This is a genomic window from Streptomyces sp. N35 (genome assembly GCF_016464295.1).
Taxonomy (GTDB): Bacteria; Actinomycetota; Actinomycetes; order Streptomycetales; family Streptomycetaceae; genus Streptomyces.
On the sequence record NZ_JAEIMH010000144.1, the window covers coordinates 312 to 13,115 of the forward strand.

Sequence of the window (12,804 nt, forward strand, 5' to 3'; positions counted from 1 at the left end):
CCCGCCGGGCCCGCGAGGCCCCCCGCCCGGGCTGCCGCCCCGGCCGCCAAGGCTCCGGCCGCCGCGAAGGCCCCGGCCATCGAGGCGTCCGAACTGCGCGGTCAGACCGTCAAGATGACCCGCATGCGCAAGGTCATCGGCGACAACATGATGAAGGCGCTGCACGGCCAGGCTCAGCTGTCCTCCATGGTCGAGGTGGATGTCACCAAGATCATGAAGCTGCGCGCCAAGGCCAAGGACTCCTTCGCCGCCCGTGAGGGCGTCAAGCTGTCCCCGATGCCGTTCTTCGTCAAGGCCGCGGCCCAGGCGCTGAAGGCCCACGCGGTCGTCAACGCCCGGATCAACGAGGACGAGGGCACGATCACGTACCACGACTCGGAGAACATCGGCATCGCCGTGGACTCCGAGAAGGGCCTGATGACCCCGGTCATCAAGGGTGCGGGCGACCTCAACCTGGCGGGCATCTCCAAGAAGACCGCCGAGCTCGCCGGCAAGGTCCGTGGCAACAAGATCACCCCGGACGAGCTGTCCGGTGCGACCTTCACCATCTCCAACACCGGTTCGCGCGGCGCCCTGTTCGACACGATCATCGTGCCCCCGAACCAGGTCGGCATCCTCGGCATCGGCGCCACCGTCAAGCGTCCGGTGGTCATCAACCACCCGGACCTCGGCGAGACGATCGCCATCCGCGACATGGTCTACCTGACCCTGTCGTACGACCACCGTCTGGTGGACGGCGCGGACGCCGCCCGCTACCTGACCACGGTCAAGCAGATCCTCGAGGCCGGCGAGTTCGAGGTCGAGCTCGGCCTGTAACGCGGTCTGCGACTCGGTCGGTAATCGGCCGAGATGCACCGTCGAGCCGTGTAAGGCTCGTCACTCAGTGCCATCTGTGCCCCCGTCCGGAGGTTTCCGGACGGGGGCACAGCCGTATTGTTTGGGGGTCGAGCCCGCGCACGCAGGGTTCGCGCCCTCGCAGAAGGAGCCACCGCATGACCGCGCCTGTCGTCCAATCGCTGCGCGAGCAGATCCGCGAGCACATCGTGGAGGGCATCGTGAGCGGGCGCTGGCAGCCCGGCGAGCGGATCGTGGAGCGCCGCATCGCCGTCGAGCTCGAGGTCAGCCAGACGCCCGTACGCGAGGCGCTGCGCGAGCTGGAGTCCCTGCGCCTGATCGAGTCGGCGCCCAACAAGGGTGTGCGGGTGCGGAATCTGTCCGCGGCCGATCTGGAGGAGTCCTATCCCGTACGGGCGGGTCTCGAGCAGATCGCGGCGGAGCTGGCGGCGGAGAAGCTGGCGGCCGACTGCTCGGCGCTCTCGCCCCATGTCGAGGCGCTGTACGTGGCCGACCGCGAGGCGGACGGTACGGGCCAGGTCCGGCACACGGTCGCCTTCCACCGGGAGATGGTCCGCGCGGCGGGCAACTCGGTGCTCCTGCACACCTGGGAGGGCCTGGGCATCGAGGTCTTCACCGCGCTGTCGATCCGCTGGCTGGGCACGGTCCAGCAGTCCTACGCGGAGGAGCACCAGGCTCTGGTGGACGCGTTTCTGCGGCGGGATCCGGGGATCGGGCAGCTGGTCAAGGACCACGTGCTCGGGTGCGCGCCGGCGCCTGCGGCGGACTGAATCCCTTCTCCTTTCCGCCGGTTCGCCGCCGGTCCGTGGATGATGGACCGATGCGCCGCCGGCCCGTACAAGGGCGGCGGCATCGAGGGGGTGTGGGCATGGGCCGCTGGACGGTGATCGCGCAGTACCAGTACGGCGAGACGTACAGGACCGAGTTCGTCCGCCGTGGGCTGGAGACCAGGAGCGAGGCACTGGAGGAGCTGCGGGCCGCCCTGCACTCCTACCGGCCCTCCGTCCGCCTCGTCGAGCAGTGGCGCCAGGTGTACCGCCTCGCCGACCGTGATTCCTACCTGGTCGTGATCAAAGGCAAGGTCTCGAAGTGGGAGTGCACCCTGCAGATCGCGGAGCTCGTCTCGGACTCGACCGACCTCTCCGTGACGGAGAGCGCGCAGTGGGAGGACCGTGCGGTGGCGCCCGCCGACGGGCCGCAGGACCGGGTCCCGCCCGGCTTCTGAAGAACCGAGTGCGCAGGTCACCACCCGCTCAACTGCGCCCGGACATCCGCAAAGTAGCGCCCCGTATGCCCGTTATGCCCGGCACCCTGTGCCCGTCAAGCTGACACCCCGTGCCGACTTCTCGTTATCGAGAAGTTTTTGCCTTCAACGCTTTGATCGATCATCGATCAGCGGCTTACTCTCGACGGCGGACTGCACACAGTCCTCGCCCTGTCCTGCCAGCCAGGGCCCATCAACACCCCGTCTCTCCTGACGTACGACCGACCACCGGCCGATGCGGACAGGAGGAGATCCTGTCCGGAAGGCGGCGAACATGACCGACCCCGTAGGCAAGCTCCCGAGCCAGCTCGACCAGCTGCCGGACCGCGACCCGGAGGAGACCGCCGAGTGGGCGGCCTCCCTGGACGCGGTGAGCGAGCACGCCGGTGCGCACCGCGCCGAGTACCTGATGCGCCGCACCCTCCAGCACGCCGAGGAGGCGGGCCTCGCCCTCCCCCGTCTGCTGGAGACGGACTACGTCAACACGATCCCCACCTCCGCCGAGCCCACGATCCAGGGCGACGAGGAGATGGAGCGCAAGATCACCGCGTGGAACCGCTGGAACGCGGCCGCGATGGTGACCCGGGGAAGCAAGTACGGCGTCGGCGGCCACATCGCGACCTTCGCGTCCGCGGCCTGGCTGTACGAGACCGGCTTCAACCACTTCTTCCGCGGCAAGGAGCAGGACGGCTCCGGCGACCAGATCTACGTCCAGGGCCACGCGTCGCCCGGCATCTACGCCCGCGCGTTCCTCGACGGCCGGCTCAGCGAGTCGCACCTCGACCACTTCCGCCAGGAGGCCGGCGGCAAGGGCCTCCCCTCGTACCCGCACCCGCGGCGTCTGCCGTGGCTGTGGGAGTTCCCGACCGTCTCCATGGGTCTCGGCCCGCTCTCCGCGATCTACCAGGCGCGCTTCAACCGCTACCTGACCAACCGCGGCATCAAGGACGTCTCGCAGTCCCACGTGTGGGCGTTCCTCGGTGACGGCGAGATGGACGAGCCCGAGTCGACCGCGGCACTCGCACTGGCGAGCCGCGAGGGTCTGGACAACCTGACCTTCGTCATCAACTGCAACCTGCAGCGCCTCGACGGCCCCGTCCGCGCCAACTTCAAGATCGTGCAGGAGCTGGAGGCCCAGTTCCGCGGCGCCGGCTGGAACGTCGTGAAGTCCCTGTGGGGCAACGCCTGGGACGAGCTGTTCAAGCTCGACACCACCGGCGCCCTCGTCCGCCGCATCCGCGAGGTGCCGGACGCGCAGGTGCAGACGTACCAGACCCGCGACGCCGCGTACATCCGCGAGGACTTCTTCGGCAAGGACCCGGCGCTCGTCGAGATGGCGAAGCTGCTCTCCGACGACAAGATCCTCGAGTGCTTCCACCTGTCGCGCGGTGGCCACGAGCCGCGCAAGGTCTACGCCGCGTACAAGGCCGCGCTCGCCCACAAGGGTGCGCCGACCGTGATCCTGGCGCAGACCGTCAAGGGCTTCACCCTCGGTGAGGGCTTCGCGTCGAAGAACGCGAACCACCAGATGAAGAAGCTGACGAACGACGAGTTCAAGAACATGCGTGACCTTCTTGAACTGCCGATCAGCGACAGCCAGTTCGTCGACGGCCAGGTGCCTTACGGCCACCCGGGCGCCGACGCCCCCGAGGTCCGTTACCTCCAGGAGCGCCGCGCGGCCCTCGGCGGTCCGGCCCCGACCCGTCGTATGCACGCCGTCGGTCCGCTGCCCGCGCAGTCCGAGAAGGCCTTCGCGTCCTTCGACAAGGGCTCCGGCACGCAGTCGGTCGCCACGACCATGGCGTTCGTACGCCTGGTCAAGGACCTGATGCGGGACAAGGAGACCGGCAAGCGCTGGGTGCCGATCGTCCCGGACGAGGCCCGTACCTTCGGTATGGAGTCGCTCTTCCCGTCGCTCGGCATCTACTCGCCCAAGGGCCAGACGTACGAGCCGGTCGACCGCGACCAGCTGATGTACTACCGCGAGGCCAAGGACGGCCAGATCCTCAACGAGGGGATCACCGAGGCCGGTTCGATGGCCGACTTCATCGCCGCGTCCACCGCGTACTCCACGCACGGCGAGACGATGATCCCGTTCTACATCTTCTACTCGATGTTCGGCTGGCAGCGCACGGCCGACCAGATGTGGCAGCTCGCCGACCAGCTCGGCAAGGGCTTCCTGATCGGCGCCACCGCCGGCCGCACCACCCTGACCGGTGAGGGTCTGCAGCACGCCGACGGCCACTCGCCGATGATCGCGGCCACCAACCCGGCGGCGCTCACCTACGACCCGGCGTTCGCGTACGAGGTCTCGGCGATCGTCAAGGACGGCCTGAAGAGGATGTACGGCGAGCAGCCGGAGGACATCTTCTACTACCTGACCGTCTACAACGAGCCGATGCCGCAGCCCGCGAAGCCCTCGGGCGTCGACGAGGGCATCGTGCGCGGTCTGTACCGCTTCAACACCGCCGAGTCGGCCGGTGTGTCGGTCCCGGCGAACGCGCCCGGCATCCAGCTGATCGGCGCCGGTACGGCCATCCACTGGACCCTCAAGGCCCAGAAGATGCTCGCCGAGGAGTGGGGCGTATCGGCCGACGTGTGGTCCGCCACCTCGTGGACCGAGCTGCGCCGTGACGCCCTGGAGGCCGACGCGGCCATCCTGCGCGGCGAGGAGCGCACCCCGTACCTGCGCAAGGCGCTCGACGGCATCAGCACCCCGGTGCTCGCGGTCAGCGACTACATGCGCCAGGTCCCGGACCAGATCGCGCAGTGGGTCGAGCAGGACTACACCTCGCTCGGCGCCGACGGCTTCGGCCTCTCGGACACCCGCGACGCGGCCCGCCGCCACTTCGGCATCGACGCCGAGTCGATCGTGGTCGCCTCCCTGGCCCAGCTCGCCCGCCGCGGCGAGGTGCCGGCCTCGGCGGTCAAGGAAGCGCGGGAGCGTTACGGGCTCTGAGCCCTCGGCTCGCTTTGGGCAGCGGTCCCCTGTCGCACTTGGTGCGGTGGGGGGCCGCTTGCGTTACGGGGGCGCGTGGGTTGGAGTGGGTGGGTGCGGGTATCCCGGGGTATCCGAGGGCTCCTCTTCGTCGCCCCCGGCACATCCGAACTTCGTTCGGATCTCCTCAAACGCCGGAGGGGCTAGATATGCGTGCCGCCCGTCTCATCAAGATGGTGCTTCTGCTTCAGGCACGGCCCTCCATGACCGCCGCCGAACTCGCCCGTGAGCTGGAGGTCTCCGAGCGGACCGTGACGCGGGACGCGCAGGCGCTCGCCGAAGCGGGGATTCCGGTGTACTCGGACCGGGGGCGGCTCGGTGGGTACCGGCTGATCGGCGGGTACCGGACGCGGTTGACCGGGCTCGGGCGGTCCGAGGCCGAGGCGCTGTTTCTGTCCGGAGTGCCCGGTGCGCTGCGGGAGATGGGGCTCGAGGACACCGCATCGGCCGCGCGGCTCAAGGTCTCCGCGGCGCTGCTGCCCTCGCTGCGGGACGCCGAGCAGAGCGCGGCCCAGCGCTTCCATCTGGACGCCCCCGGCTGGTACCACGAGCCGCAGACACCCGAGCCGCTTCCCGCGATCGCCGACGCGGTCTGGGACGACCGGCGGCTCAAGGCCCGCTACGGGCGCCGGGACGCGGAAGTGGAACGGGAGTTGGAGCCGTACGGGCTCGTACTGAAGGCAGGCGTCTGGTACCTGTGCGCCCGCGTGCCCGGGTCGGGATTCCGGGTGTACCGGATCGACCGCTTCACGCATGTCGCCGTGGACGAGGAACGGTTCGAACGGGACGAGGAGTTCGATCTGCCCGGCTTCTGGGAGGAGCGTGCGGCGCAGTTCGCCCGCTCGATCCTGCGGGCGGAGGTCCGGCTGCGCCTGTCGGAGTCAGGTGTACGGCGACTGCCGCACGTGACCGACAAGCAGGCGGTCGCCGGAGCGCCGGCGGGCGGTGAGCCCGGCGGCTCGTGGTGGGTGGCGGTCACGCTCTCGGTCGTGTCGGCCGAGGTCGCGTACACCCAACTGGTCGTCCTGGGACCGGAGGTGGAGATCCTGGCGCCACCCGAGCTGCGGGAGCGGTTCGTGGCGGGGGCGCGGGAGATGGTGCGGCTGTACGAGGGGGGCGGCCATCGCGGGCCGGCCCCCTCGTAAGCGGCGGTCCGTCAGCGGTAGTCCGTCAGCGGTAGTCCGCGCTCTTCGGCTCCTCCCCCGCCTTCTGCGCCGCGTAGAACGCCCAGAAGTCGGGACGGCTGCCGTCCTGGTCCGTGACCCCGTATTCGCGCGCGAGCCGGCCGCTGGACAGCGACCGCGTGTTCCAGCGCGCGCGGTCCGGGTCGGCGGCGAGTGCGGCGATTCCGCGCGCCACGTACACCGGCGTCTCGGACAGGTCCCAGTGCTCCTGGCGCTCGATGCCCTCGCGCCAGGTCTCCTCGGTGAGCTTGAAGGCGTCGAGCATCTCCTCGGAACGGATGAACCCCGGGGTGACCACGACGGCGGTGCCGCCGGCCGACTCGAGTTCATGACCGAGCAGGAAGGCCATCCGGATCGGCGCGTTCTTGGCCAGGTCGTAGTAGAGGTTGCGGGCCGGCATGAGGTCCTTGTTCGCCTCGGCCGTGCCGTCGGTGACCTCGATGACCAGGCCCCCGGGGTTACGGACGAGGAGCGGCAGCGCGATGTTGCTCGTGATGAGGTGCGTGCGGACACCGAGGTCCAGCATGCGCAGACCGCGCTCCAGGTCGACGTCCCACATCTTCGTGTCGAAGTCGAGCAGGTAGTTGCCGCCCCAGACGTCGTTGACCAGGATGTCGAGGCGTCCCTGCTCCTGGTCGATCCGCTCGACCAGGGCCCGCACCTGGCCGGGGTCCAGGTGGTCGGTCGGCACGGCGATCCCCTTGCCGCCCGCCTCCGTGACGAGGTCCGCGGTCCCCTCGATCGTCTCGTCGGCCCGGCCGACCTCGCTGACCTGCGTACGGGTGGTCCGTCCCGTGACGTACACGGTGGCGCCCCCGCGCCCCAGCTCGACGGCGATCGTCCGGCCCGCGCCGCGGGTGGCTCCGGCGACGAGAGCGATCTTCCCGGTCAGGTCCTGCTTCGTTGTCTGCATACGTCGAGCGTGACAGCCAATCCGGACATCTTCTGTCGGACTTTCCCCGCGCTTACCGTCGGACTTCCTCGCGCTTTCCGTCGGACTTTCCCCGCGCTCCGCTCGAGGTGTCCCGGATAACAAGACCAACACTCCGCGTGCGTCCCGTGGCGGCAGGGCCGATGCTTGACCCGTGATGGACGAGACGGAGTTCTGGGAGCTGATCGACACCACCCGCGAGGCCGCCGAGGGCGACCCCGAGGACCACGCCGAGCTGCTCGTGGAGCGGCTCCTTCAGCTCGACCCGGAGTCCGTGCTCGACTTCGCCCGCCATTTCGAGGCGCGCTACAACCGCGCGTACCGCTGGGATCTGTGGGGCGCGGCGAGCGTGCTGCTCGACGGGGCCAGCGACGACGCGTTCGACTACTTCCGGTGCTGGCTGATCGGGCAGGGGCGCGAGGTGTTCGAGGGCGCGCTGCACGATCCGGACTCGCTGGCGGAGCTGCTCGACGCGTTCGACGAGGAGATCGACGGCGACGGCGAGGAGCTGGGGTACGCGGCGGACGAGGCGTACGAGCAGCTGACCGGTGTGGTCGCGCCGGACCTCGGCATCCCGGCTGCGCCCGCGGAGCCGGAGGGGACGCCGATCGACTTCGAGGACGATGCGGCTCTGGCGCGGTACTTCCCGAGGCTGTGGGAGCGGTTCGCGGAGGAGTGAGGCCGGGCCGGGTTCCGGGTTCCGTCAGTGTCGGGTTGCGGGCGCCAGTGCCGGGTCGCGGGCGCCAGTGCCGGGTCGCGGGCGTCCCTTACTCCTGCGGCGGACATCTCCGCGCCAGCACCAGCAGCGCCACATCGTCCCGAATCGCTTCCGCGAAGCCGCAGACGTCCCGCCACACCGCCTCCGCCAGCGCCGCCTGGTCCTCCCCGGACGCCTCCGGCAGCTCCGCGAGCCGTGACGCCAGCGGGTAGTACGCCCCGGCCGCGTTCCGCGCCTCTGTCACACCGTCCGTGTGCACCAGCAACTGGTCACCAGGCAGGAGCGTGAGGCTCAGTACGGGCGGTGCCGAGTAGGCGGCCAGATCGAGCCCCAGCGGCGCCCCGGGCAGTACGGGCAGTTCCTTCGCCGAGCCGCCGCGGAGCAGCAGCGGCGGCGGATGCCCGCAGGAAAGGATCCGTACCGAAGAGCCCTCCGGCGGGAACTCCAGAAGCATCGCTGTCGCAAACAGCTCGCAGTGCGCCGCCTCCCCGGCGTCCGCGGAATCCACCACGAGCCGCCGGTCGAGCCGTGCGGCCACCCCGGCGAGGCCGGGTTCGTCGAGCACCGCCTCGCGGAACGCCCCGAGCAGCGCCGCGACCGTCCCCACCGCCGCGAGCCCGTGCCCCTGCACATCGGCCACCAACGCCCGTACGCCATGAGGGCCTTGCCGTACGTCGTAGAGATCGCCGCCGATCAGCGCGCCCCGCTGCGCCGCCCGGTAGAGCGCCGCGCACCGCACCGGACCCACGTGGGGCGCGAGCGGCGGCAGCACCGCCAGCTGCGCGGCCTCCGCCACGGTGCGCACCGTCACGAGCTGGGCGTCGCGCCGGCTGCGCACCCAGGCGATGATCACGCTGAGCAGCGCGACGAAGGTGACGGTGAGCGCGTCCCCGTTGCCGGGGTGCTCCCAGCGCAGGCCCGGCAGCGAGAGCAGCACGACGACCATCACCCCGAACAGCGCGGTCGCGGCGGGACCGTAGGCGAGAGCGGCGAGCGGAGGGGTGGCGGCGAGCAGGAAGCCCAGTTCGAAGTTGCTCGGGGTGGTCTCCTGCAGGATGACGAGGGCGACGATCAGGACCAGGGGCAGCAGCCGCAGCCAGCGGGCGGGCTTCGGGCGCGCGCCGTCGAGACCGAAGGTCCCGTCAAGATCCTCGGGCGCCGGCAGCAGGATTTCGGCGAGCCCGCGCCTGCGGCCCGGGCGCGAAGCGGTCCCGGAGTCGGTGGCTGCTGCGCGGCGGATCACATCTGTCAGCCTCACCCGCGCGGCGGTCGGCCGCACCCGGGGCCCTGCCGGACGCCGGGAGGCCCGCCGTACAGTGGCCCGATGTCCTCGCCCCTCATACGCTCCGCCCGCCGCACCGACGAGACCGCGCTCGCCCGGATCGACCACGACACCTGGTCGTCGCTGCACGCGGTGCAGCCGCGGCCGGAGCCGGACGCCCCCTTCTTCGACGCACGGCATGAGCCGGAGCAGTACCTGGTCGCGGAGGTGGACGGCGAGGTCGCCGGATACATCCGGGTGGTGCCGCCCACCCCGCTGCCCGCCAGCCTCCATGTGCGCCAGATCCAGGGCATCGCGGTCGCCGACCGGGCCCGCGGCAAGGGCGTGGCCCGCGCGCTCATCCGGTCCGCGTGCGCCTGGGCCGCCGAGCGGGGCGCCCGGCGGATGACACTGCGGGTCCTCGGACACAACGCTCCGGCCCGCCGCCTGTACGAGTCCGAGGGGTTCGAGATCGAGGGCGTGCTGCCCGGGGAGTTCCTGCTCGACGGTGAGTATGTCGACGATGTGCTGATGGGGCGGGCGCTCGCCGGCTGATGTGGGTGTGGCGGTGTGAGGGGGTGCGCGGGGTAGGGTCCGACCGGTCCGAGGCGGGTATCGGGCGCCGCCTGACCGATCCGGGGCTGGTGCGGGGCGGCCTGACCGACCGGGGGCTGGTGCGGGGCGTGGCCTGACCGACCGGGGGCTGGTGCGGGGCGTGGCCTGACCGACCCGGGCAGGTGCGGGGCATCGCCTGACCGACCCGGGGCAGGTGCGGGGCGTGGCCTGACGGCCGTCCAGTGGGCAGGATGGGCCCATGACCCAGCCGTCGCAGCTCCGTATCGCCGTGGCCGGCGCCTCCGGCCTGATCGGCACGGCCCTGACCCGCTCGCTCGAGGCCGATGGCCATGAGGTGGTACGTCTGGTCCGCAGACCGGCCCGTACCGCGAACGAGGCCGAATGGGACCCCAAGCGCCAGTACGTGCACGCGGCGGGCCTGGCCGGCTGCGACGCCGTGGTCAATCTGGCCGCCGCGGGCGTCGGCGACCGCCGCTGGACCGCCGCGTACAAGAAGGAGCTCCGCGACAGCCGCGTCCTGGGCACCGCCGCCCTCGCGGAGGCGATCGCGGCGCTCGACGAACCGCCGCGGGTCTTCGTGAACGGCAGCGCCATCGGCTATTACGGCGATACGGGCGAGCACGCCGTCGACGAGAACGCGCCCGCGGGCGAGGGTTTCCTGCCGTCCATGTGCGTGGCGTGGGAGGAGGCCGCGGGGGCGGCCGTCGAGGCCGGGATCCGTACGGTCTTCGCACGCAGCGGCCTGGTGGTGGCGCGCAAGGGCGGGGCGTGGGGCCGGATGTTCCCGCTGTTCAAGGCCGGGCTCGGCGGGCGTCTGGGCGACGGACGCCAGTACTGGAGCTTCATCGCCCTGCACGACGAGGTCGCCGCGCTGCGCCACCTGATCGATACGGCGGAACTGTCGGGTCCGGTGAACCTCACGGCTCCGGAACCGGTCACGAACCGCGAGATCACCGCGGCGATGGGGCGCGCACTGCACCGCCCGACCCTGTTCACGGCCCCGGCCCCGGCGCTGCGGATCGTCCTGGGCGAGATGGCCTCCGACGTGCTGTGCAGCCAACGGGTGCTGCCGGCCCGGCTGTTGGACTCGGGTTTCACGTTTGCGTTCCCGACGATCGGTGAGGCTGTGGGGGCGGCGCTGCGCTAGCGGGAGGCGCCGCGGCGGCGGAAAGCGCTACGGGGAGCGGGCAACGCCTCGGCCGTGGGGCGCCGTGCTGACCCGCGGGGCTACGGCGAGGGGCGCCGTGCCGACCGGCGGGGCCACGGCGAGGGGTGCCGTGCCGACCGGCGGGGCCACGGCGAAGGCTGCCGTGCCGACCGGCGGGGCCACGGCGAAGGCTGCCGTGCCGTCCGGCGGGGCCACGGCCGAGGCACTCCGTGCCGCGAGGGCGCACGGCCGCAGGGTCCCATGCGACCACGCTCTGCCCGCGCGCGACTACAACCCGAAGCCGAGCCCGCCTACCCTTCGAGCCGAACTCGGGTATCCCCGCCCCGAGTCGGGGGCATGAGGTCCCCGCGGCCACTCAACTCCGGGAGGCACACGTGCTGGAGCCCACACACCACGCCGACGTCATCATCGTGGGGGCCGGAGCAGCCGGCCTCTCGGCGGCCTTGCAGCTGACCGGCGCAGGCGTGAGCGTCCTCGTGCTCGAAGCGGCCCCGGACGTGGGCGGACGGATGGCGACCGAGCAGGTCGACGGCTTCCGGCTCGACCGGATCGGACAGCTCCTCTCCACCTCGTATCCGGAGCTGCGCCGCACGCCGGGCCTCGACGCACTCGAACTGCGCCCCTTCTCGCCAGGCGTGCTCGTGCACAACGAAGGCCGTCTGCAACGCAGTTGGGAGCCCAGGACCACACTGCGGACCGGCCCGCCCACCGGCCGTAGCGCGAGGGGCGCACTCACTGCGGCGCGCGCCCTGGCGAGCGCCCCCCGGGTCCGTTCCCGTACGGCGCGGACGCCGCTCGGCGGTCCGCTGGACCAGGCGCGGCTCGGCGCGGCGTTCACCCGCCTCGCCGCCACCCCGGTGGACCGTGTGCTGGCCCGTCCCGAACTCCCGGCGCTCGACGCGCTGTTGTCCCGGGGCCTGCCGAACCGCACGGTGGAAACGTTCCTGCGCCCCCTGCTCTCCGCACTTCTCTGCGACCCCGGGCTCACCACGTCGAGCCACTGCGCCGACCTGGCTCTGCGTGGTTACGCGCGCGGCCGCCTCTGCGTTCCGGCGGGCGGCGCGCAGACCCTGCCCCGCCTGCTCGCCGCCGCGCTCCCGCCCGGCACGATCCGTACCGGCGTGAAGGCGGTCGACATATCGACGACCTCCGTCCGTACGGCCGACCACGGCGAACTCACCTGCCGCGGCGTCGTCCTGGCCACCGGCGCGCGCCAGGCCGCCGAGCTGCTCCCCGGCCTGCGGATGCCGGACTTCCACCCGGTGACGGTCCTGCACCACACGGCGCCGCACGCCCCCCTCGCGGAGCCGGCCCTGATCCTGGACGCCGACCGGTCCGGCCCGGTCGCGCACACCGCGGTACTCAGCGAGGTCGACCCCTCGCGCGCGCCCGCGGGCCGCCCGCTGATCACCTCGGTGGTCCTCGGACCGCCGCCCCCGCAGGCGGAGGTCCGCGCCCACCTCGCCCGGCTCTACGGCATCTCCACCACCGACTGGGACCTGCTCGCCGTCCACCACGACCCCGAGGCGATCCCCACCATGCCCGCCCCGCACGACCTGCGCCGCCCGGTGCGCCTCCTGTCCGGCCTGTACGCCTGCGGCGACCACCGCGACACGAGCACGGTCCAGGGCGCCCTCTTCTCGGGCCGCCGCGCGGCGCATGCGGTGCTGCGGGATCTGGGGGTCCAGCCCGCGTCCGTGGAGGAGGGTGCGTTGGTGGCGGCTTGAGGGGTGCGGTCTCGCTGTCGGGTGCGGCTGGGGTGCGGTCTCGCTGTCGGGTGCGGGTGGGTGGCGCCTGCGGCGGGCTCATTTCCCCTACCCGCCCCTTCCCGAAACCGGGGCTTCGCCCC

At 71.7% G+C, this 12,804-nt stretch carries 11 protein-coding genes; 9 read left to right on the top strand and 2 right to left on the bottom strand.

Annotation, left to right across the window (positions count from 1 at the left end; translation table 11 throughout):
- The 5 genes from JAO81_RS40230 to JAO81_RS40250 all read left to right on the top strand — a co-directional run.
- The coding region (locus JAO81_RS40230) for a 2-oxo acid dehydrogenase subunit E2 (protein ID WP_233416594.1) at positions 1-816 on the top strand (816 nt) is incomplete at its 5' end.
- 176 nt (positions 817-992) lie between these two features.
- On the top strand, positions 993-1,625 hold the full coding sequence (locus JAO81_RS40235; protein ID WP_199552965.1) for a GntR family transcriptional regulator: 633 nt from the start codon (positions 993-995) through the stop codon (positions 1,623-1,625).
- A 98-nt stretch (positions 1,626-1,723) separates the two neighbouring features.
- Positions 1,724-2,080, top strand: coding sequence for a hypothetical protein (locus JAO81_RS40240; RefSeq protein WP_199552966.1), 357 nt, complete (start codon positions 1,724-1,726; stop codon positions 2,078-2,080).
- A gap of 313 nt (positions 2,081-2,393) precedes the next feature.
- On the top strand, positions 2,394-5,078 hold the full coding sequence (gene aceE, locus JAO81_RS40245) for a pyruvate dehydrogenase (acetyl-transferring), homodimeric type (RefSeq protein WP_199552967.1): 2,685 nt from the start codon (positions 2,394-2,396) through the stop codon (positions 5,076-5,078).
- A 188-nt stretch (positions 5,079-5,266) separates the two neighbouring features.
- On the top strand, positions 5,267-6,262 hold the full coding sequence (locus JAO81_RS40250; protein WP_199552968.1) for a YafY family protein: 996 nt from the start codon (positions 5,267-5,269) through the stop codon (positions 6,260-6,262).
- Between the two features lie 25 nt (positions 6,263-6,287).
- Here JAO81_RS40250 and JAO81_RS40255 read toward each other — a convergent pair whose 3' ends face one another.
- Positions 6,288-7,214: an SDR family oxidoreductase gene (locus JAO81_RS40255; protein ID WP_199552969.1), complete on the bottom strand. Its 927-nt coding sequence runs from the start codon at positions 7,212-7,214 to the stop codon at positions 6,288-6,290.
- Between the two features lie 175 nt (positions 7,215-7,389).
- Here JAO81_RS40255 and JAO81_RS40260 point away from each other — a divergent pair, with 175 nt between their 5' ends.
- Positions 7,390-7,911, top strand: a complete 522-nt coding sequence (locus tag JAO81_RS40260; RefSeq protein ID WP_199552974.1) for a DUF4240 domain-containing protein — start codon at positions 7,390-7,392, stop codon at positions 7,909-7,911.
- An 88-nt stretch (positions 7,912-7,999) separates the two neighbouring features.
- On the opposite strand, the gene JAO81_RS40265 is transcribed toward JAO81_RS40260, so the two are convergent.
- On the bottom strand, positions 8,000-9,118 hold the full coding sequence (locus JAO81_RS40265) for a PP2C family protein-serine/threonine phosphatase (protein WP_374194420.1): 1,119 nt from the start codon (positions 9,116-9,118) through the stop codon (positions 8,000-8,002).
- 156 nt (positions 9,119-9,274) lie between these two features.
- Here JAO81_RS40265 and JAO81_RS40270 point away from each other — a divergent pair, with 156 nt between their 5' ends.
- The 3 genes from JAO81_RS40270 to JAO81_RS40280 all read left to right on the top strand — a co-directional run bounded on the left by JAO81_RS40270 (position 9,275) and on the right by JAO81_RS40280 (position 12,682).
- Positions 9,275-9,766: a GNAT family N-acetyltransferase gene (locus tag JAO81_RS40270; protein ID WP_199552970.1), complete on the top strand. Its 492-nt coding sequence runs from the start codon at positions 9,275-9,277 to the stop codon at positions 9,764-9,766.
- 259 nt (positions 9,767-10,025) lie between these two features.
- Positions 10,026-10,934: a TIGR01777 family oxidoreductase gene (locus tag JAO81_RS40275; protein ID WP_199552971.1), complete on the top strand. Its 909-nt coding sequence runs from the start codon at positions 10,026-10,028 to the stop codon at positions 10,932-10,934.
- A gap of 395 nt (positions 10,935-11,329) precedes the next feature.
- Positions 11,330-12,682: an NAD(P)/FAD-dependent oxidoreductase gene (locus JAO81_RS40280; protein ID WP_199552972.1), complete on the top strand. Its 1,353-nt coding sequence runs from the start codon at positions 11,330-11,332 to the stop codon at positions 12,680-12,682.
- Positions 12,683-12,804 lie beyond the last annotated feature (122 nt).

Bases quoted from the DNA above. Each gene is read 5' to 3' on its own strand.
- aceE (WP_199552967.1), top strand. From the start codon at position 2,394: ATGACCGACCCCGTAGGCAAGCTCCCGAGCCAGCTCGACCAGCTGCCG.
- JAO81_RS40255 (WP_199552969.1), bottom strand. From the start codon at position 7,214: ATGCAGACAACGAAGCAGGACCTGACCGGGAAGATCGCTCTCGTCGCC.
- JAO81_RS40235 (WP_199552965.1), top strand. From the start codon at position 993: ATGACCGCGCCTGTCGTCCAATCGCTGCGCGAGCAGATCCGCGAGCAC.
- JAO81_RS40240 (WP_199552966.1), top strand. From the start codon at position 1,724: ATGGGCCGCTGGACGGTGATCGCGCAGTACCAGTACGGCGAGACGTAC.
- JAO81_RS40260 (WP_199552974.1), top strand. From the start codon at position 7,390: ATGGACGAGACGGAGTTCTGGGAGCTGATCGACACCACCCGCGAGGCC.
- JAO81_RS40250 (WP_199552968.1), top strand. From the start codon at position 5,267: ATGCGTGCCGCCCGTCTCATCAAGATGGTGCTTCTGCTTCAGGCACGG.
- JAO81_RS40275 (WP_199552971.1), top strand. From the start codon at position 10,026: ATGACCCAGCCGTCGCAGCTCCGTATCGCCGTGGCCGGCGCCTCCGGC.
- JAO81_RS40270 (WP_199552970.1), top strand. From the start codon at position 9,275: ATGTCCTCGCCCCTCATACGCTCCGCCCGCCGCACCGACGAGACCGCG.